Raw genomic sequence first — 19,911 nt, forward strand, 5'->3', positions numbered from 1 at the left:
CGACATCTCGAAGCGTGGAGAACGGCCGCCTCCGCTGTCCCGGGAAGAACCGCAGATCAGCAGGTCGGGTGACCAGCGAGGTTAAACAAGAAGCTTAGTGGTGGGCAGGCCGAAGTACTCGATGCAGGCCGGACCGGCAGGTGGCTCCGCCCAGCACCGGCGTCGGCCGCCTGCTCGATGGCAACTGCCCAGTGTCACGCCGTCTTCGGCGTGACCGGTGCGGCGACGGGCCGACGGCGGGGCCGGCCACGGCCCTGGCGACGGATCCGGCGGCGCAGGGCAGGCGGCAGAGGCTGGTCCAGCGCAGCCCTTGGCGCTGGCCACGGGTGCGGGGGCGGAGCACGCCGCGCCCAGCTACCTACGTGGCCGCGGTCTGCAACGGTCCTGTCGTTGCCGCCCGTTCCCGGCCTGGTCGGCAGGGCAGGCGGCCAGCGTTCCAGGGGTGGGGAAGAGCGAAGGGGAGGGTCGGTCAGGGCTCGATGTGCACGGTGGCGTACAGGTCGCCGGGCTCACCGCCGTTGATGCCGGGGGAGCCCAGGCCCCGCAGCCGTAGGCGTTGTCCTTCGCGGACGCCGGCGGGGATTCGGATCTGGTGCTCCCGGACCTGCGTGGACCCGCGGCCGGAGCTGCGGCACGTCGGACACCAGCCCTGGCACGGTACTTCGGGTCGCCGGCGCAGTCCGGGCAGGTCGTGCGGGAGCTGACCCGGATGGGAACAATGGTGCCGTTCCGGGCCTCCTCCCGGCTGAGCGTGACCTCGGTCGGGTAGTCCTTGCCGCGCCGGGGTGCGTAGCGGCCGTAGTAGCGGTCACCGATCTCGTTGATGGTGGTGCGGGCCTGGTGGGCATCCTGGGGGCGATCGTCCGGGTTCTTGGCGAGCAGGCGGGCGACCAGGTCCTCGAGTTCGGGGTAGACGTCCGGGCGCAGCGTTCGCAGGGCTGGTGGTGGCTGGGTGGCGTGCTGGTGGGCGAGGTTCCAGAAGTTGCCGCCGGTGAACGGGGGTGTACTGGTGAGGGCTTCGTGGAGGACGCAGCCGAGGGCGTAGAGGTCGGAGCGGTGGTCGAGGGCGCCGTTGAACGCTTCGGGGGCCATGTAGGCCGGGGTGCCGATGAGGACGCCGGTGGCGGTGATGTGGTGCTCGGGGTCGGCGCTCTTGGTGATGCCGAAATCGACCACCTTCGCCGAGGCGGCGGCGGACTCGGTGTCGAGGACCATGATGTTGGCGGGCTTGATGTCGCGGTGGACCAGGCCAGCGTCGTGGGCGGCGGCCAGGGCGTCGGCGACGCTGTAGGCGATGTTCAAGTTCGCCGCGCGGCCGAGGGGCCCGTGCTGCAGAGTGGCGGTGAGGGGCTCGCCGTCGATCAGCTCCATTACCAGGTAGGCGACTTGGCGGCCGTCGAGGATGGTGGAGCCGAAGTCGTGGACGGTGACGATGCTCGGATGCGACAGGCCGCCGGCGACCGCGGCCTCGCGGGCGAACCGTGCGACCTGGTGGCTGCTGTCGGGGCTGCCGCCTCCCACCAGGATCTTGACCGCGACCCAGCGGTCGACCTTCGGGTCGTACGCCTCCCACACCTGTCCGAAGCCGCCCGCTCCGATCCGCTCGCCGAGCTCGTAGCGCCCGTCCAGCACGGTCCCCGCCTGCACGAACTCCCCTTCCGGTAGCGGCCGCTGTGTGTGCGAGCCGTTGGTCACGCTACGCGGATGTACCCGCCTCGGGGAGGGGAAACCCGGACGGTCGCCCGAACGCGGATGGCCGGACACCTCGTTGGAGGTGTCCGGCCATCACGGTTCTGCGCGGGACTACCGGCGCAGCCGCGCCGGGTCGAGGTCGAGGGGGAACGGGTCGGTGAGCTTGGTGGTCTCGCCGACCTGGACGAGGCGGTCGATGTAGATGCCGCGCTCGAGGTGGCCGAGATAGAGGCGCGGGGCGGGGTCGAGTTCGATACGCCAGTAGTGCGGGATGCCGGCCGCGGCGTACAGCGACGGCTTCATCTTCTTGTCAGTGACCCGGGTGGACGGCGAGGCGATCTCGATGGCCACGACGATGTCGTCGGCGCTGAGGGTAGTACCCGCCTCGGCGGACGCGGCGACGTCGGCGATCACCAGGTCCGGGATCAGCAGCCCGTCGGGCACGATGACGTTGACGGCCTCCAGCGCCTCGAACGGGGCTTCGGCGTTGTCGATGGCCAGGCTCAGGAGCATGGCGAAGCGGAGGCTGGCCCGCTGGTGCGGGACGCCAGGGCTCGGGCTCATCAGCAGTGCTCCCCCGACGAGCTCGATCCGGTTGCGCGGGTCTTCGGGCAGGGCCAGGACGTCCTCGACGGTCCACGGCCCGCTGTGTTCGGTGACTGCAACGCTCACGGTCTCCTTCACCTCCTCCGGTGCCTGCCCTCATTGTCCCCGGCGGGGACCTCGGACGGTACCGGCTCACGGATTCGTACGGCGGACCGGCCTGGCAGGCCGGTCACGATCGGGGGATCACGCAGCACCGCGGGCGGGAGCCGGCTGCGGCTGGCGGGCGGTGCGCAGCGGGACGGCGTTGCTCGGACAGCTCGGCTACCAGTTCCAGTCCGGCCTACTCGGCGCGCCGTATGGTCGCGGCGCTGCGCCCGGCCGGGCACCACAGCACCCTGGCCAGGTCGACCACCCCGGCGTACGAAGGAGGGGTGGCGTCACCGGTGACGCCACGTGGGTGAGGCCCTGACGGGCTAGCCTGCGCGCGGGCGCACGTGAGTTCCGGTTCCTCTACAGCGGGTCGGGACCGCAGGTCGCGCAGCGCTGGGTCTGTACGCCCCGGCGGCTCAGTTCCTCCGCGCTGTAGAGCTCGGGCAGGGGGCCCAGCTGGCACGGCCGTCCGTGGCTTCTAGGAGCTCCTCGAACTGGGCGAGCCGGTTGTCTACGGTCCCGAGAGAGGGGCAGTCTCAGCGGTGCAGGCGGCGCTCCGTGCGCGCGTAGATGCGACCGCTGGCGAGGTCGGTGTTCCATCGCTCCGCGTCTCGCCGGGCGCCGGCGCGGGCGCTGCGGATCAGCCGACAGGTCTGGCACAGGCCGGGTGCGCCGTCGTAGCAGGAACAGGACGAGCAGTCGGCGCAGGGCGTGCAGGGGTGAACGGTCGGCGCCGGTCCAGGTTCGACGGCGAGGGCGGCGTCGACGCGCTCGCGGCGCAGGACTTCGCGCAGCCGGTCTCCTTCGAACTCGCCATGGCAGCGCTTGCCGTCCGAACAGTCCGGGATCCCGCACCCATGCGGCTGCTGGTAGCGGGCGGCGTCCTCGCCGATTCGGGCGAGGAGCCAGCGGGCGCGGGCAGCGTCCAGCCGACCGACCACGACGCGGTCCAGGATCTCCAGGACGGCCGGCACCTCGATCAGGGCGCCCCAGCCCGGCAGGTGTTCGCGCTCGGGAGCCCAGTCCTCGTACACGTCGCCGCGGCGCAGCCGGATGTTGTCGATCGGCTGCCCGCCGATGTCCAGGTGTGCGTGCACTCCCGTTCCTTTCCGGGCGATGTTGCGGGTGGTGGTGGGGCGGCTACGGCACCAGCCCGGCCAGAACGGCACGGGTTGCTTCGGCCAGCTTGAGGGGGTGCGAAGCAAGCAGGGGCAAGCGCCCCACCGCCACGTGCGCGGCGGGCTCGTCCGGGTAGTTGTCGAGGAACCACTCCTCGTCGTAGAAGCCCAGCCGCCAGAGCTGGCCGCCGTGCCGGAGCTGGAGGAAGCCCTGGTGCTGGGGGTGGTCGGCTTCTTCGAAGATCTCGGTTGCGCTGCCCGGAACAACGAGGTCGGCAAGGAACCCGGCGACCTGGTGCAGCGCCTCGGCGAGCGTCTCGGGCATTGGGCGTTGCATTGGTACCGCCGACAGCTTGGTGAACAGCCGGTCGGCCGTTCGCGGGGACGGCTGCAGTTTGAACAGGTCCGCAGCGATCGCTGCGGGCGCGTCCGGGCCGTCGTACGCCCGGTCGAGCTCCGCGACGTCCCCGCGGTCTTCCATCGCGTCGAGTACGTCGAGAAGGTGGCTCTTGGCCCGGGCGACGTGATGCTCGATGGAGATCAGGGCCGCAGCGATGGCGCCCACCTGCTCGGGGGTGTGGAGGGCCCAGGGGGAGATCAGTGCCTTGACCAGCTCATCGGTGCTGGTCACAGCGTCGGCGGCGAACCAGGCTGTGGCTTCCGGACGCATGCCAGCTGGTAGGCCGCGGCGGTCGACACGGGCAGGGACGCGGCGGCCACGTCGATCGGATCGGGGCTCATGGTGGGGCCTCTCCGTTCTCTCGCCCGCCGCACGGAGGGGCGAGGCTCTAGATCGTTTTCTGCGGGACGATCAACATCCCCGCCACAGGATCGGACGCGGCGTGGGTCGTTGATCGATCTGAGGGCTCAGGGCGTTTCTCGCGCCTGTCAGCAGGCGCGGTCAGACAGGAACCCCGCCTTCGCGAAGGCCCGCGCCGCCTCCGCGAGCTCGGCCGGATCGATCGGCCCGAGCTCCTGCTCGGTGCGGCAGTCGTGGCACAGGCCGTCAGCCGACCCCGCGCCGTACGAGTTGTAGCCGCAGCCGTCGGTGACGCACCACCACTTCACCGGTCCCTCGCCCTGTCCGGCGGCCTGCCTCGGGATTTCACCGCCGCCTGTGCCCCGGGAGCGGCGGACTTCCGCCCGCCGCTCCGGGCAGGCCCGGCACGGCGCCTTCGTGTCGACGTCCGTGCCGTCCTCGCACCGCGGATACGGGCACTCCGGCGCCTTCAGCAGTTCCACCGCGATGCCAACACCGGAGCGCAAGGCCTCACCCGCCCTCTCGCTGTTGCACTTCTCCTGCCAGCGGTGCTGGACCCACCGTCGCTCGATCCGCTCCACCAGCTGCTCCGGTGTGCGCTCGTGCAGCTGCTCGCGGATCAGATCGCCGAGCGGTTTGGCCGGCACCTTGACGGGCAGCGGGCGCTCGGCGAGCTGGCGCAGGTCGGCGGGCAGGGCGCCCACCACGGTCCTGAACCCGGCAGCGGTGCGCTTGTCCATCCGGGCGGGGTTTGTCTTTCGGGGCGCGGCGGAGCCGCTTCGCGTCGCGCGCGCGCTACTACCTGTAGATGCCCTACGGGCGTCAGGGGCGCTAACGCGCCCAACGGGCGCAGCGTCATTCGTGTTGTTAGTGGTTGCTGTAGTTACACCCCCCGTTTCGGGGGTCACGTGTACCCCCGAAACGGGGGTCACGTCTCCCCCCGTTTCGGGGTGTACGCCCTGACCTGCGGTTTTGTTGGATTTAACGCCCGGGGGACTCTGGCCCTCAGTCGGACCATCCTGTCCCCCCATTTCGGGAGAAGCGGCCTGACCTGCGGTTTTGTTGGAATTAACTGCGTGAGCAGCCGCAGCGGTGGTCCGCTCGGCCTCCAGCACCGGGCCAAGCGTCGCGTAGAACTCGCCGAGGGTCAGCGGGCCGGTGCAGTAGCCGGGCGGCGGGTTGCGGCGCAGCCGGTAGACGTTGCGCTTCTGCGGACCACTGCTGTCCGGCACCGAGACCACGACCACCGCGCCGATCGCCACCAGCTCCTTCAGGAACGGGTCGATCTTGTCGCCCCGCGAGTACTGCATCAGGTACGCCAGGGCGTCCTTCGACGGCCAGACGTACCGGTCCCCCCGCTTGAGGTTCAGGTGCATCGCCATGAACCAGTACAGAGCCATCGCCCGCGGACTAACGCCGGACAGCGCCACCCAGGAACCGAGCTGGGCGAACGGGAGCTCGTCCTCAGCCTCGATCTCGAACGTCCCCTCCTCCTGCTCGGCCTCACGGACCTGCTCCAGCAGCTTCGCCATCCACGCGGGGATGACGACCTCGGCGAGCTTCGGCTTCTCCAGGCTCACAGGGCCACCGCCGAACCGGTAACGGCAACCAGGAGCAGCCCGGCCTGGACGGCGGCCGGGGGGTAGCTGGGATGGGTCTGGACATGGGTGTGCTGCGTCATGCCCATAGAGGCCCGAAATCCGGGGTCCGTGTGACCCAGGACCGCGTGACGTGCGTCACGGATGAACAGATGCGTGCCCGCACCCGAGAAGGATGAAGTGACGGCGGCCGGAGTGACACGGCTGCGCCGTAGAACGGCGGTGCTCAGGGGATGCTCTCTTTCCCGCTGTCGCCAGTCCGTCGGCACCGGGTGTCCCCCGGCCGGGCGAGGAGACAGGTGTCTCTCGCCCACGCGCGGGTACGACTGGTACCGTCGGACCGGCAACAGCTGCATATGTAGGTTGACGAGAGCGGCCCAGGATCTTGGCGGATTATGGGGCCGCTTTCGCGTTTTCAAGTGTTGGTGCGCCCGTTACCGGGCACCGATCGAGCCTAGCTTCCGGGAGTGTTGGGCTCCCCACGCTGAACGAGTCGGGCGTGTCCGCCAGATGCAGGATGTGGCGGCTGGCCTGTGGACAGAGTTCGCGCTCCGGTGAGTACTTCGAGGGCCTGCTCCACCGTCAACGACTGATCTCTGGCTGTCTCCCACCGCCCAAGCGTGGAAGCCGCGGCGCGCATCAGCTCGTCGGGCAGTCCTGCGGCCCGCAGGGAGTCTCCGGCTTCCTCCATCTCTGGTGCCCATCTCCAGGCCCGCTTCGCGGTCTTCGCGATGTAGTCCGTCTCGACCAGGTAGCTGCCGGATCGAGCGCTCGCGACGTCGAGCAGTTCTTGGCCGACACCGTGATGCTCGGCCAGCCCATACGACAGCGCCGCGAGCACCCTGCTCGCCTTCTGGTAGGCGGTGTACGAGAGCTTCAGTGCGCTGGCCTGCCCGATCTCCTCGCCCAGGACAGGCGTGGACACTGCGGTGCCAGCAAAGATCCGCCCTACCAGGGCGGTCTCCTCGGTTGGGCCCGACAGGTAGAGGCGGGTGCGCTTCGACCCGACCGGGGGCGAGCCGATCACCGCCCCGTCGACCACCGCGCGAGCAGAGCCGCTCAGCACCTCGGCAATGCGGGCCGACCGCTCCGGGCTGATCGCATTGCCTTCCACGTACAGCCCGCCGAACCCGTGGCTCGCCACCTCGGCCGCGACGTCCTCAGCCGCAGCCGGCGGGCAAAGACTCAGCACCACCTCCGCCCGCGCCAGCAGCTTGGACAGCTCGGCCACCGGCTCCAGGCCGAACTGCCCGGCGCGCGCCGACGTGGTGCTGCTGCGCCCTGCCGAGCACCACAGCACATGAGCTCCGGCAGACACTGCGCAGGCCGCAACTGCCGCGCCCATGCTGCCGGGGTGCAGGACCCCGAGCACGACCTGACCGTCCGTCATCGACCACCACCACGCACATGGTCCAGGGCGTCCAGGACATCCCGAGCGATGTAGTCAGGCTCCACACCGCCCGGCCAAGGTCGACCGTGGGAGACCCAGACAGTGCGCAGCCCGGCCTCGCGGCCGCCGACCACGTCCAGCTCGGCGTTGTCTCCGACCATCCAGCCACCCTGCGCGAGGCTCCGCCCCACGCTTGCGGCCGCCGTCTCGAAGATCAGCCGGTCCGGCTTGCGGGCGCCGGCCTCTTCGGAGATGCACACCGCGTCGACCAGGTCGCCGACACCGCTCGACTTCAGCTTGGCGCGCTGGATCTCGCCGCCGCCGTTGGTGACGACGACGACCTGCCACCCATCGGTTCGGGCCGCGTCCAGTGCGTCCAGCACGCCGGGGTACGGCTGGACAATCGCCGGGAGCTCTGAGTTGTAGCGGGCCCACAGCTCGTCGGCCGACTCGGGCAGGACCACCTCGGCACACAGATCCTCGAACGTGCGCAGGTCCGCGCGGATCTGCATGGCGCCGAGCATCCGCTGCTCAGCCTCCGGCGCCAGGCCGTGCTCGGCGCAGTACCCGGAGATCCAGGCGGTCACCGCAGTGAGGCGGTCGATCAGAGTGTCGTCGAAGTCCAACAGCACCAGCTGCTGCTTGCGCTCGGCGAGCGCCTGGCGGATCCGCTCGGCGGCCTGCTCGGGCGAGACGGCGTCAGTGCGGACCACCAAGTCAAACCGGAAGCCCGGGTTGGCGTCCAAGTCCGCCTTCGTGGCATCCCAGGCAGCCAGGCGCGCGGGGGTGTCCGCGTCGCCCCGACCCGCCGACCGGCCAGCGGTCGACTCCTTCGGGCACCACAACAGCACGGTCAGCCAGTCCGCCGGGTAGCCGTCCAGCACCGCCCGCACCCCGTCGACCTGCCCCAGATGCATCACCGGCACCCCGGCCTCAAACGCCGCGTCCAACCCCGGCCGGTCCGTCACGTAGGTGCTGTCGTACCTTGAGTTCTCGTAGACCACGGCACCCGCTGTGGCACGCAACTCGGCCAGCTGCTCTGGGGTGCCCATCCGGTATCCGGCGGACCGGCCGGGCCCGATCTTTACCCGGGAGAACAGGCCGAAGGCAGGGTCTAGCTCGGAGAGCGCTCGCGTCACGGTGTCCTTGCCGGAGGCCGGAGGCCCGTAGAGGATCACTCCGCGCTGGCGATTCATGCGCGCACCGCCGCGAGAGCGTGCCGCGCTTGGTCAGCCAGTGAGATTGCCGAGCCCATCCGGTTGTCCACCAGCAGGTGCGGCACCACCGGGCGCAGGTCGATGTCGACCGTTGCCATGTATTCCTCCCACCGGGAGAGCTTCCAGGCGTCGCGCGCCGCGGATCGGAAGCTGATGTACTCGCGCATCGACTCCGGATCGCACTGGACCCAGATCGGGAAGACATCTACCCCCTGGGCCCTGCACCGGTTGCTGAGCCGGGTCATCCACTCCCCGGAGGTCATCTCCGCGATGAACGGGGCGGACAGCACGCTGGAGATCCCGCAGTTGATGTTGGCGTAGGCCGCCTGCATCAGGCAGTCGTACTCGACTGCGCGCACCTGCTCGCGGTACAGCGGGGTGTGGCGATCGTTCCGATCTCCGCCGAGGGCGACCAGGAGCTGCTCGACGAGCGGTCGGGTGAGTGGGTCCTTGTCCAGCAACGGCCAGCCGGTCAGTTGAGTCAGGAATCGGGCGAACTCTGTCTTGCCGCTGCCAGCGAATCCCCCGACCAGGATGACGACCGGGCGGTGCGGGTCTCCTCCCGTGTGCCGGCGCTTCCATGCGTCCATGATCCGCCGCTGCAGCCCGTAGCTGTCCGCTTCGGCGGATCCCGCCGAGATCTGGAGCAGCGCCCGTTCGACGGCAAGGACGTGGTTCCCGGTGAGCTTGTCGTCCAACGGCGTTAGCTCGAACCGGCTGCCCTCGCCTGGCAGGGCACTGCGGAAGCCCAGCTGGGGTTCGGTCGCCCGGTACAGCAGGCAGTACGCCCGTCGGTAGTGCGGGCCCGGGTACACGTCGCCCTGCTCGTGCTGGCTGAGCGTCTGCGGGTATGCAGCCGGGATCCCCTTCAGGCCGGCCTTCTCCGCGACGTCGCGCAGCCGTTCGCCGGCCTGCTCCAGCGTCAGGCCGTGGGCCTCACGCTGTTCCCTCAGCTTCTCGGGGCGCCACCCGAGCCGGTTCTTCGCCATGTCCCCCGCCTGTGTATTCGCCATGCTCGGAGCCTATGAGCATGGCGCCGAATCCCATGTTGATGCGGATGTTGAAAACGCGTTGAGCTGCACGTTCACGGATCTCATGATGCGGATGCGATGTTGATCTGACGCTCAACCAGCTGTGATCAGTCATGTCAGGACGGACTCGACACAGGAGGTGGGAGCAGTGGTGAATCGGACGGCACCCGGGTCAGTCTTGCTGCGACTTTTGCCTCTCAAGCATCTCGACGCGGCTAGTCAGCTCGGCGAGCTGCTGGGCCAAGGTCTCGATGCTCGCGGGAGCTGGAGCAGTGTCGGCATCCGACTGACGAACGAACGACCCGAGCCCCTGCTGGGAGTAGATCGCCTTGGTGCTCCGAAGTTCGGAGAGGGCTCGCTGCACAGTGCCGGGCGCTACGTCGTAGTGAGCAGCAAGCTCTCGGGTGCTGGGCAGCTTGTCTCCTGGCTTGAGCCGCCCTAGACGGATCTGGTCCAGCACGTCCTGGACGATCCGCTGGTAGGGCTGGCCGAACTGATCTGTCATGAGCCACATCGTAGAGCCGCCTTCCTGACATGAATAGCTTAATCGACCTAGTTGACACAGCAAAACTGTACCAGCTAAGTTAGCTAAGCCGACAAGGCCCGAAGGGGCCGAGAACGCAAAGGGCCCCAGGCCGGTGCTCGCTACACCGGCCTGGGACCACTTCGAATCGACTCTCGTGGGAGTGATCCGCATGAACATCATGACCGATTCGCTGGGGGCTGGGCGCAGCCCTGTCGCCAAGAAGCAGACCGGCATCGCCGATCTGCAGTCGCAGTACGAGGGCAAGGTGCTTGCCCTGGTGGTGCGCGACCTCGCGCCCGTCGACCCGAAGGCCGGCGAGGGCATCGTGATGGAGCTCGTCACCCGCGTCTGGGAGATGGCCGAGCGCCACGCGGCCACCGCCGGGCGCACCACCTGGTCGCACCTCTCCTGGTTCGTGCAGAACGCCGTCACCGAGTTCATCGACGGCCTGCGGCCGCAGATGGCGGGGTGCTGACCATGCAGCCACTCGACATCGACAACGTCGCCGCGCTGCAGGCGATGACCGAGGCCAACCTGCGGTCGGCCCGCGAGGCAGCCGAGGCCGCCGAGCGAGCCCACCAAACGGCGGAGCAGCTGCGCCTGCAGATGGCGCAGCGGGCGGGAGGGCAGTCCTGATGGGCTTCCTCTCCCGACTGGGCTTCGGCTCCAGCACCTCCTCCAGCTCCGACTCGGCCGGCACGAGCACCCGCAGCAGCGGGATGTCCTCGGGCGGCTGGCACACCTACGACGAGGAGACGGCGCGGCGTCACCACCGTGAGGCGCAGGTCTCGCTCCCGGAGGCCAGCACGGACCGGCACGGGCGGCGGGTGGTCTCGCCCGACCCGTACGCGCAGTCCGACCAGACGCACGTCGTCCGCAACTTCGGCCGCCCGTACCGCGAGGACGGGGGCGCGCAGTGACGATCGACTCCCTCTGTCGCGCCTTCGCCAACGGCGACGGCAAGGACAAGAAGGCCCCCGCCCCCAAGGGAGGCGGCCGGTGATCCTCTCCAACCAGGCCGACGAGGCTCTGCGCCGGGCGCGCGAGGACCAGGCCCGCCGCGACGCGGCGAAGGCTGGCGGATCCGGTAAGTAACCCCCTCCTCTCCCTTCCCCTCTCGCAGCAGCACGGCCTCCCGCCGCCTGCCTCTCGGAACCGTCCTGGCATGCCCATGTCGGGACGGCGCCGGGAGTGGTGCGGCGGGCCCCGCCAGGGCCCACCACCAGCCACGTTCCCCGCTCCACCGATCCAGGAGGTACCGCCATGTCCCGCACGCTGACCGGCCGCCGCCCGGCCGCCGCCCCGACCAGCGGCGCCGCTGCGCTCGCCCGGCACATCGTCCGCGTCACCACCACGACCGCCCCGCAGTCCTGGGCCAGCGCGGCGGAGCGGTTCGCCGCCGAGGTCGCGGCGCTGACCGGCACCGACGCCGCGATGTGGTTGGAGAGCGACCTCGACGGCAGCGAGACCCGCCGCCGTCTGCTGGCCCAGGGTGCCGACGCGATCGTGCGCACCGACGCCTCGATCGAGGTGGTCCTGCCGGCCGAGGTCGGCGACGACTTCGCGGAGCTGGAGGCGGAGATCGCCAACGAGGCCGCCGCCGAAGCCGCGCAGGAGGCCGCGACCACCGCCCGGGTCCGGGTCGCCGCGAAGGCCGACCGGCGCGAGCGGGCCCGCGAGCTTGCCCTGGAGGAGTACACCGCCGCCGAGCTCGCCGCCTTCGGCGACGACCCGCTGGACGCCTGGAGCCGCCACGAGCGCGAGCAGGTCAAGACGTGGTCGCCCTGGCGCAACGGCCCCCGCTGGAGCGAGACCGCGCGGGCCCTCTCCGGCCCCGCCCGCGTCCGGGACTAGCCCGCCGCCGCACTGCCAGCTCCACCCGTCGCCCGCCCCGGGCCCCGCCTCATCCACCGCGCCCTGGCCAGCACGACCGGTCCGGCGCCCGCCGCACCACCATCCCCAGACCCCTTACGGGAGGTCGTCATGGACCAGTTCTTCTTCAGCTTCTTCGCCGTCTCCGCGATCACGAGCCTGCTGGTGCTGATCGCCGAGGCCTACCAGAACCACTCCGCCCCGCAGACCGAACAGGAGGAAACCGATGGCTGATCAGCCGATCGAGCCCACCCGCGTCGTCCTCGCCGGCGAGCGCGACAGCGGCACCACGCAGCCCCCGCCGCCGTCGGATCCGCCGACCGTCGGCGTGCCGGACGGGTTCCTGCCGCCGCCGCGCCACGAGACTCCGCCGCCCCCAGCGCAGCCGCCCGCTGCTCCCCCGCCCCCGCCGCCGGCCTCCGGCGCACCGGGCCTGCCGGAGCCGCACGAGTGGTGGCGCAGGCCCGGAGGCGGAGGCGGTGGCCTGGCGACCGCGACCGCCCCGGCTCCGGTGTACGTGACGCCCGCGCCCGTCACCTACGTGACGAACAACCACCACTACTACCCGGCCGCCCCGGTCGAACCGGTGGCGCCGGCTCACTTCTCGCTGGCCCGGCTGCGCCCGGCCTGGAACGGCACCGCCGCCGTGTGCGGCCTGCTCCTGGTCCCGGTCACCGCGCACCTGGACGCCGACAAGTACGGCGTCTACTGCGCCGCGGCCGTCCTGGCGGGCGTCGGCGAGCTGTTCGCCGTCATGAAGCAGCGGCGCAGCGGCTGGCTGGTGCGGCTGCTGTCCTGCCACGTCGCCTGGTGCGCCTTCCTCACCCCGATCGGCCTGCACACCATCGGCTACCTCTTCACGGGGGTCTGACCGTGACGACCAGCCAGCTCTCCTACGGCGGCTTCGGCCTGGCCGTCGCCGTCCTCGCCCTCACAGCCTTGCGCTGGTGGCGCCGCGGCCACCAGCTGCCGGGCCTCACCGCGCTGATCGGCGGCCTGACGATCGGCCTGCTCAGCGCGCTGTGCGTGGGCGGCGTGCTCGGCTTCGCCGCCCGCCACCTGACCACCGACGCGGCCAACCCGCTCGGCAACAAGGTGACCGGCGCCCACACCGGCCTGATCGCCCAGGCCGGACCGTCCGGCATGACCATCGGCGGCGGCGTCGCCACCACGCTCCTTCTGTTCGTCACCGTCCTGGCCTGGCGCTGCTGCGACAACCAGCTGCGCCGCCAGATCGCGGCCGGCGCCTTCTCCGGCTCTGCCCTCGGTCTGGCCGGCGGCATCTCCGGCCTGGCCGCCCTCACGCTCATCCCCGCCATCAACGCCCTCGGCGACCAGGTCCTGGCCGCCGTCCACGCCTGACCTGGAGGTCACCGTGCTCAACCTGCCCACCACCGCCCTGACCGCCGGCGGCCTGGCCATCGGCCTCGCCATCCCCATTCACTTCGCCACCGGCTGGGTCAAGGCGAACTTCAAGGCCAAGAAGAAGGACTGGAAGACCCTGATCCCCTTCGCCAGCGGCATCGCCTACGGCGGCCTCGCCTCGATGTGCACCGGCGGCCTGATCGGCTTCGGCGCCGGGCTGATCACCTGGTTCGGCAACGGCGCCGGAAGCCTGGCGCTCTGGGGCCTGGCCGGCGGCAACACCACCCGGGCCGTCCGCGCGACTCCGGTCGAGCTGTCCGCCGAGGGCAACATCATCCTCTTCCTGGTCACCGTCGCCATCTTCGGCGTGTGGAAGGCGATCAACGCCAGCGAGAAGAAGCTCGCCAAGCGCGGCATCGTCGCCGGCGTCCTGCTCGGCATCTCCGCCGTCCTCGGCGGCGCCGTCGCGGTCAGCGTCATCCCGGCCGTCAACAACCTCGGCGCGCAGCTCCTCGGCGCCGTCGGCTGACCCGCGCCGCGTCTCCGGACGCCACCGGTCGCCCGCACCCACCCCGTCCCGGCCGCCCCACGCGGCCGGCCCCGGGCTGCGTGCGGACGGCCGCGACCGCCCGGCCCCCGGCCAACCCCTGCCCGCACCGCGCCCTGGAGGCAGCACCATGACCACCTACCCGCCCGAGCGCATCATCATCGACGCCGAGTTCGTCGACGAAGACGAGCCCACCACCTCCCAGCCCACCGACGACAGCCAGGCCGGCCCCGACCAGCCCCGCCTGCCCGTCCGGATCGCCACCTTCCTCAGCGCCGCCGCGACCCGCGAGGCCACCGCCGTCCGCGAGGGCGCCCGCGTGCTGCGCACCGAGCGCGGCGCCTGGTTCAACTCCGCGCTGATCACCGACGCCCACGTCCGCGCCGACTTCCTCAACGACCGCTACGCCACCTGGCAGCAGGAACAGAAGCGCGAGGCGCAGCGCCTGACCGAGAAGGCCGAGGCCCTGGAGAAGGCCGCCGACGAGCGGCAGGCCGAGGGCACCGGCGAGGACGTCGACCCGGGCGAGCACAAGCGGGTCGGCAAGGCCGCCGAGGCGCTGCGCTCCGAGGCGATGGCCTGGCGCGAGCGCATCCGGCAGATAGAGCTCCAGCCGTACACCGGGCACCGCGATCCCACCCAGGCCGAGCTGGCCGCCCACCGCCGCCGGATGGCGAACCGCCGCCGCTGGCGCTCCATCGCGCTGGGCGTCGCGGCCGGGTGGGGCATCCTGCAGATCGGCAGCCCGGTCCTGCTCTCCGCGATGGCCGCCGGGCTGGCCGTCATCGCCTGGGGCAAGGGGCGCTTCACCGGCTGGCGCTCCGCCCCGCCGGAGGTCCCCGAGATCGACTACAAGGCCCCCGCCGCCCCCGGCACACCGACCGCCCCCGGTACCGGTCCGGCCGGACCGGCCGCGCCCAGCTTCACCAAGCCGGCCGCGCCGGCCGCGGCCCCGGGCTTCACCGCCACCTGGACCTCGGCGCCCGACTTCGCCCCGCCGACCGGCCCCGCCGGCCCGGATCCGCAGGCGCTGGAGTGCGAGGAGACGGACCAGCTCACCGAGGCGATGCTCTCGGCCGGGGCGATCACCGAAGGCCCGCTGCGCCTGGCCCGGCCCGACTCGATCACCCGCCTGGCCAACGGGTGGATGGCGCACGTCGTCCTGCCCAAGGGCGACGGGATGACGGTGGAGACCGTCCTGCCCAAGCTCGGCCGGATCGCCGGGGAAATGGGCCTGGACCGCGCGAGGTTCTTCATGGACCCGGTGCACGCCTCCGCCGGAGGCAACGCCAAGACGATCGCGGTCGCCGCCTTCGCCGAGGACCCGTTCACCGAGCCCAGGCCCTCCCCGCTGGCCGACGTCGAGTCCCTGGACGTCTGGGAGGACGGCATCCCGGTGGCGTTCGACGCTTTCGGCGACCTGGTCAACCTGATCCTCAAGGACACCAGCCTCGCCATCGGCGGCGCCTCCCGCTCCGGCAAGGGCGCGGCGCTGCGCGCCATCATCGCCGGCGCGCTGCTGGACCTGCGGGTCAACCTGCGCCTGGTCGACGGCAAGGCTCCCGGTCAGGACCGCTGGCGCCACCTTGCCGCGTCGTTCGTCGACGAGCCCGGCACCAAGGGAGCCAAGCGCACCCGCATCATGCTGGAGGCCCTGGTCGCCGACATGGCCCGCCGGGCCGCGATCGTCAAGGCCCACGGCATGGAGCAGATCGACGACCCCGCGCTGATCCCGCTGCTTGGCGGCCTGGAGCTGGTGGTCGTCGACGAGGCCGCCGCCGTCACCAGCGACAGGAAGCACGGTCCGGCGATCCGGTCCGCGCTGGCCTCGCTCGCCGCCCGGGGCCTGGCCTTCGGGATCATCCTGGTGATCGCCACCCAGGTCGTCACCAAGGGCGCCGACGGCGTCCTGCCCCGCGAGGCCACCGGCAACATCACCTGGAAGTGGTGCATGCGGGTGACCGAGACGACCGAGTCCAACATGGCCCTGTCCCAGAGCGCGGCGAAGTCCGGCTGGGACGCCTCGCTGCTCGACCCCTCGATCCGCGGCATGGGCATCCTGCTCGCCGACCGCTACCGCCGCATCCGCTCGCTGTGGATCGACGGCACGGACATGATCCGGATGATCGAGAAGATCACCCGCATCCGCACCGCGGCCGGCCGACTGCGCGGCCAGTGGGCCGACCCGATCGAAGCCGCGATGCGCAGCAAGGGCTGCGGCACCCCGCCGCCCGGACACGCTCCGTCACCGGCACCGGCCTCTCCGGCCGACCCGGACGAGGAGTTCGGCGACGGCCTGGACGACGAGCTCGGCGCTGACGGCGAGGCATGGGAGGAGGACGTGTACCTCTCCGACGGCGAGGACGACGACCCCGACGAGGCCGAGTTCGACCCGGACGGCGTGCCCGTCCTGCTGCTCCGCGCGCACCAGGAGGTGGCCGCGGCCGGCGGCCGGATGCACACCGGACCGCTCGCCCAGGCCCTCGGCTACCCCGACTCCCGAGAGCTCGGAATCGCGCTCAACGGCTACCTCAAGGAGGTGGGCGTCGAGCGCAAGGCCGGCGGCCAGTTGCGCGTCCCCGGCGTCGAGAAGCCGGGCCTCGGCTACTACGCCGAGACCCTGGAGACCGCCATCGAGCGGTACCGAGGGTAGCCACCCGCACCCCGCACAACCCCTACGCGGCATCCCAGACGGCCTGTCTGGGATGCCGCGCCTGTAGGGGTCACTGACCTGCGTGTATGGGGTGTCTGGGGTCCAGGAGACCCCCCGAAAACACGCCCGGCGGGCCCCAGACACCCGCCTGCAGGGCACCCACCCCCGACAACCCCGACACCCCATACACGTCACGCACCGTCACCCGAGTGCAGAAGGAGAACCGCCCGATGACCCCGGCCCGCACCACCACCCCGCGCCGGCACCGCGCCGCCAAGAAGACCGCCGCCAAGGCCCCCGCCGCCGTCCCCGAGCCCCGCCCGCAGACCCCCGCCAGCGCCCCGCCGAAGACCCCGGAGGTCCTCCCCGAGACCTTCGTCGCTCGGCCGGCCGCCGACCCGGTCCTGGCCGACGCCGCCGACCGCGCGGCCGACGTCCTGGCCCTCGCGGAGGACCAGGCGCTCGCCGTCCTGGAGCACGCCGCCGAGCAGGCCGGCCGCGAGCTGGCCACCGCCGGGCAGTGGGCGGCGGAGGCCGAGCAGCTGCGAGCGGACGCCGCCGCAGAGGCAGAGGCCATCACGCAGCGTGCCGACCGGATGGGCGGATGGATCCTCGACGCCGCCCGCCACAACGCCGAGACGATCCGCGCCGAAGCCGAGAAGGCCGCCCGGGAACAGCGCGAGCGCACCGACACCGACGCCCACGCGGCGGCCGACCGGCTGCTGGAGGAGGCCACCGAGCGGGCCGCGGCGCTGCTGGCCGACGCCGAGCAGCGCGCCGCCGACGTCCGCGCCCAGGCCGAGCAGGAGGCGGAGCGGATCGTCGCCGACGCCGAGGAGCGGGCCCAGGCCGTGGCGGCCGGCATCACTGCCACCGCCGAGGAGCAGGCCGCGAAGGTGCTCGGGGAGGCCGACCGCGAGGCGGAGGCGACGCTGCGCCGGGCCGCTGGCGACCTCGCCGACGTCCAGGAGCAGGTCGACGACGCCCGCCACCAGCTGGAGCGCACCCGGGAGAAGGCCGCCGCCGACCGTGCCCAGGCCGAGCAGGACCTGACCGGCGCGCGGGAGCTGGCGGCCACGGTGCAGCGGGATGCGGCCGCGGCGGCCGACCGGACCCTGACCGAGGCCGCCACCGAGGCGGAGGCGATCCGCACCCGGGCCGCCGAGACCGCCCGTCAGATCATCGCGGCGGCCGAGGAGCAGGCCGAGGAGACCCGCCAGGAGGCCGAGGCGACGGCCGCGCGCGTCACCGAGGCCGCCCGCACGGACGCCGACACGGTTCGCGAGGACTCCGACGCCGAGGCCCGCCGGCTGCGGGAGGAGGCCGAGGCCGACGCGCAGGAGCTCCGCGAGGAGGGCGCCCGCCAGGCCGCCGAACTGCGCGAGCGCGGCCAGGCCGCCGTCCAGCGCCTGCGCGAGGACGCCCAGGCCGCCATCGACGAGGCCAAGGCGGCCACCGGCGAGGAACTGCGCCAGGCCAGCTCGAAGCGCGGCAAGGCCGACGCCGACGCCGAGCGGATCCGCAACACTGCCCGGCGCGACGCGGACAAGGTCGTCGCCGAGGCCCTGGCGCAGGTCGCCGAGGCCGAGGCCCGGGTCACGGAACTGACCGAGGAGCAGCAGCGCCTGGAGGAGGCCATGGCCGCCCGCCACCACCGCTGGTACCGGCGGGCCCACCGCTGGTACCTGGGCCGCATCCCCTGGCTGCTCACCCGCGCCGTCCTGTGGGCGGGCATCATCTTCACCAGCACGCGCGAGCACCAGCTCGCGGTCGTGGCCGGCATGGACACCAGCCTGGCGTGGTTCCTCGCCGTCTGCCTGGACGGCTGGGTGATCGCCGCGACCCGCAGCAAGATGCACAAGGAGACCCGCATCGCGCTCGGCGTGATGATGCTGTGCCAGATCGCCGCGATCCTCACCGACCTCCATCTGCTCGGCGTCGCCCAGGACGCTCACGGAGAGTGGAAGATCCAGTGGGGCCTGGCGATCCCGCTCGCGATGGTCGTGCCCATCGCGATCTGGCGCGTGCACGAGCTCATCGACCACGGCAAGGACGCTCACGGCGAGCAGGCCGCGCCCGCTCCCGCTCCGGCCGCGCCCACCGCAGCCACCGGCGGCGCTCACGAGGTCCCCGCCCCGCGCCCGCCGCACGGCGGCCAGCCGCTGCCCGCCGCTCACGGCACGGCCGCCTTCGGACCGGACGCTCACGGCGCGCGCTCACATGAGCGCGAGATCGCCGCAGGTCGCGGGACCAGTGGCGCTCAGCGCGCGCTCCCGCCCGCCGCCCCGCAGGGCGGCGACGCTCACCAGGCAACGCCGATGAGCGACGCCGCGCTCATGTACGCCCGCAAGGCGACCGTCCGCGCACTGTTCGACGCTCTCGACCACCGCCCGCGCGCCGCCGAAATCCACGCCGCGCTCACCGAGCGCGGACTGCTCACCGGCACGCCCGAGCAGACGCGCAGCACCTGCCAGCGGGTGCGCGACGCGGTCGAGGCGGACGAGCCCGCGCTCAAGCCCGCCGCTCGCGCTGCGTAACCGAGCGCTCAACGCGAGCGGCCTCCGGGATGAATGAAGCACCCCGGAGGCCAAGGCGCCCGAGAGCGCCGGCGGGCCGGTCTCGCCACCGGCCTGCCCCCATCCTCCCGCACCACCAACCCGCTCACCGAACCGATCCCGGAAGGGGACACCGCCCTGTTTGCCATAGACCGTGACGCCCGCATCGCCGCCCACCGCGAGCTCCTCCACGAGCGCAGCCAGACCCTCGCCAACGTCCCCGCCGGCTCCCGCGCCCATGCCCGGACGCTCGCCGAGTGCGAGGCGATCAGCGACGAGATCGAGCGGCTCAAGGGCTGCATCGACATCCCGCGCTCCGTCGTCGCCGTCGTGCCCGTGCTCCTCTTCGTCCTGGTCCTCGCGCTCATCAGCTGACCCGGCCGCCGGCCTCGCCCCCGGACCGCACCGCCCGCCCGGCACCCAGCCCGGCGGGCGGCGCGCATCCGGGGACAGGGACCGGCCGCCCGGCCGGCACCGACCCGACGAAGGGACCCGCGATGCCCACCACCCAGCCCCAGACCACCCAGGCCCCGGACAAGCCGCTCCCCGGCACCTACGTGCTCTTCCGCGACGCCGACCGCTACCTCGCCGGCCACCCCGACCACACCCAGGTCTGCAAGGTCCTGTGCGACAACCACTACCTCAAGGACAAGGCCACCGTGCAGGTCCTGGCCACCGACGAGGTCATCCGGTACGCGCCGGTCGTTTTCATGCGCCCCCTCGACCCGGCCGAGCTGATGCACGACATCGACACCGCCCCGCTGGACGCCCTCGGCGACGGCCGGCTGATGACCGCGGCCGGGGCCTGGCTCGCCCTCCAGCACCGCCAGGCCGCCACCGAGCCGACCACCAAGGCACTCCCGCCCGGCCGCAACTGACGCCCCCCGCCCG

At 72.0% G+C, this 19,911-nt stretch carries 21 protein-coding genes and 1 pseudogene; 12 read left to right on the forward strand and 10 right to left on the reverse strand.

Annotated features, from left to right (window positions below):
• Positions 1–469: 469 nt before the first annotated feature.
• From AB0D10_RS42455 to AB0D10_RS42500, 10 genes and pseudogenes are all read right to left on the reverse strand, one after another.
• Positions 470–688, reverse strand: a complete 219-nt coding sequence (locus tag AB0D10_RS42455; protein WP_360267297.1) for a DnaJ C-terminal domain-containing protein — start codon at positions 686–688, stop codon at positions 470–472.
• A 212-nt stretch (positions 689–900) separates the two neighbouring features.
• A pseudogene (locus tag AB0D10_RS42460) lies at positions 901–1,764 on the reverse strand (serine/threonine-protein kinase); the annotation flags it as partial.
• A 39-nt stretch (positions 1,765–1,803) separates the two neighbouring features.
• Positions 1,804–2,364, reverse strand: a complete 561-nt coding sequence (locus AB0D10_RS42465) for a Uma2 family endonuclease (RefSeq protein WP_360267203.1) — start codon at positions 2,362–2,364, stop codon at positions 1,804–1,806.
• A 560-nt stretch (positions 2,365–2,924) separates the two neighbouring features.
• A complete protein-coding gene (locus AB0D10_RS42470; RefSeq protein ID WP_360267206.1) occupies positions 2,925–3,485 on the reverse strand; it encodes a hypothetical protein in 561 nt (186 codons plus the stop codon).
• A 43-nt stretch (positions 3,486–3,528) separates the two neighbouring features.
• On the reverse strand, positions 3,529–4,137 hold the full coding sequence (locus AB0D10_RS42475) for a hypothetical protein (protein ID WP_360267209.1): 609 nt from the start codon (positions 4,135–4,137) through the stop codon (positions 3,529–3,531).
• 257 nt (positions 4,138–4,394) lie between these two features.
• The gene (locus AB0D10_RS42480) at positions 4,395–5,846 is read right to left on the reverse strand and encodes a hypothetical protein (RefSeq protein WP_360267212.1); all 1,452 of its coding nucleotides are present in this window, start codon (positions 5,844–5,846) and stop codon (positions 4,395–4,397) included.
• A 472-nt stretch (positions 5,847–6,318) separates the two neighbouring features.
• Positions 6,319–7,254 carry a DUF1932 domain-containing protein gene (locus tag AB0D10_RS42485; RefSeq protein ID WP_360267214.1) on the reverse strand — a complete coding sequence of 312 codons (936 nt, stop codon included), beginning with the start codon at positions 7,252–7,254 and terminating at the stop codon, positions 6,319–6,321.
• Complete coding sequence (locus tag AB0D10_RS42490) at positions 7,251–8,450, reverse strand: HAD-IA family hydrolase (protein WP_360267216.1); 1,200 nt, start codon at positions 8,448–8,450, stop codon at positions 7,251–7,253. The genes AB0D10_RS42485 and AB0D10_RS42490 overlap by 4 nt, the downstream gene beginning before the upstream one ends.
• Complete coding sequence (locus AB0D10_RS42495; RefSeq protein WP_360267219.1) at positions 8,447–9,484, reverse strand: AAA family ATPase; 1,038 nt, start codon at positions 9,482–9,484, stop codon at positions 8,447–8,449. Before AB0D10_RS42495 ends, AB0D10_RS42490 begins: the two co-directional genes overlap by 4 nt.
• 190 nt (positions 9,485–9,674) lie before the next feature.
• Positions 9,675–10,007: a GntR family transcriptional regulator gene (locus AB0D10_RS42500; protein WP_360267222.1), complete on the reverse strand. Its 333-nt coding sequence runs from the start codon at positions 10,005–10,007 to the stop codon at positions 9,675–9,677.
• A gap of 190 nt (positions 10,008–10,197) precedes the next feature.
• On the opposite strand from AB0D10_RS42500, the gene AB0D10_RS42505 reads away from it, so the two are divergent.
• The 12 genes from AB0D10_RS42505 to AB0D10_RS42560 all read left to right on the forward strand — a co-directional run bounded on the left by AB0D10_RS42505 (position 10,198) and on the right by AB0D10_RS42560 (position 19,898).
• Positions 10,198–10,503 carry a hypothetical protein gene (locus AB0D10_RS42505; RefSeq protein ID WP_360267225.1) on the forward strand — a complete coding sequence of 102 codons (306 nt, stop codon included), beginning with the start codon at positions 10,198–10,200 and terminating at the stop codon, positions 10,501–10,503.
• Between the two features lie 2 nt (positions 10,504–10,505).
• The gene (locus AB0D10_RS42510; protein WP_360267227.1) at positions 10,506–10,664 is read left to right on the forward strand and encodes a hypothetical protein; all 159 of its coding nucleotides are present in this window, start codon (positions 10,506–10,508) and stop codon (positions 10,662–10,664) included.
• Positions 10,664–10,948: a hypothetical protein gene (locus AB0D10_RS42515; protein ID WP_360267230.1), complete on the forward strand. Its 285-nt coding sequence runs from the start codon at positions 10,664–10,666 to the stop codon at positions 10,946–10,948. The genes AB0D10_RS42510 and AB0D10_RS42515 overlap by 1 nt, the downstream gene beginning before the upstream one ends.
• 343 nt (positions 10,949–11,291) lie before the next feature.
• A complete protein-coding gene (locus AB0D10_RS42520) occupies positions 11,292–11,882 on the forward strand; it encodes a hypothetical protein (protein ID WP_360267233.1) in 591 nt (196 codons plus the stop codon).
• Between the two features lie 129 nt (positions 11,883–12,011).
• Positions 12,012–12,134 (forward strand): hypothetical protein, encoded by a 123-nt coding sequence (locus tag AB0D10_RS42525; RefSeq protein ID WP_360267236.1) that lies wholly within the window; start codon positions 12,012–12,014, stop codon positions 12,132–12,134.
• The gene (locus AB0D10_RS42530; protein WP_360267239.1) at positions 12,127–12,771 is read left to right on the forward strand and encodes a hypothetical protein; all 645 of its coding nucleotides are present in this window, start codon (positions 12,127–12,129) and stop codon (positions 12,769–12,771) included. Before AB0D10_RS42525 ends, AB0D10_RS42530 begins: the two co-directional genes overlap by 8 nt.
• Before the next feature lie 2 nt (positions 12,772–12,773).
• Complete coding sequence (locus AB0D10_RS42535) at positions 12,774–13,262, forward strand: hypothetical protein (RefSeq protein WP_360267241.1); 489 nt, start codon at positions 12,774–12,776, stop codon at positions 13,260–13,262.
• A gap of 13 nt (positions 13,263–13,275) precedes the next feature.
• Entirely contained in the window at positions 13,276–13,794 is a 519-nt protein-coding gene (locus AB0D10_RS42540; RefSeq protein WP_360267244.1) for a hypothetical protein, read from the forward strand.
• 148 nt (positions 13,795–13,942) lie between these two features.
• The gene (locus tag AB0D10_RS42545; protein ID WP_360267246.1) at positions 13,943–16,465 is read left to right on the forward strand and encodes an FtsK/SpoIIIE domain-containing protein; all 2,523 of its coding nucleotides are present in this window, start codon (positions 13,943–13,945) and stop codon (positions 16,463–16,465) included.
• Between the two features lie 209 nt (positions 16,466–16,674).
• Positions 16,675–19,002, forward strand: a complete 2,328-nt coding sequence (locus tag AB0D10_RS42550; protein ID WP_360267248.1) for a hypothetical protein — start codon at positions 16,675–16,677, stop codon at positions 19,000–19,002.
• Positions 19,003–19,035: 33 nt separating this feature from the next.
• Entirely contained in the window at positions 19,036–19,395 is a 360-nt protein-coding gene (locus AB0D10_RS42555) for a hypothetical protein (protein ID WP_360267251.1), read from the forward strand.
• A gap of 122 nt (positions 19,396–19,517) precedes the next feature.
• Positions 19,518–19,898 carry a hypothetical protein gene (locus AB0D10_RS42560; RefSeq protein ID WP_360267254.1) on the forward strand — a complete coding sequence of 127 codons (381 nt, stop codon included), beginning with the start codon at positions 19,518–19,520 and terminating at the stop codon, positions 19,896–19,898.
• Positions 19,899–19,911: the final 13 nt, after the last annotated feature.

Origin of the sequence: Kitasatospora sp. NPDC048545 (assembly GCF_040651155.1) — a bacterium.
Taxonomy (GTDB): Bacteria; Actinomycetota; Actinomycetes; order Streptomycetales; family Streptomycetaceae; genus Kitasatospora.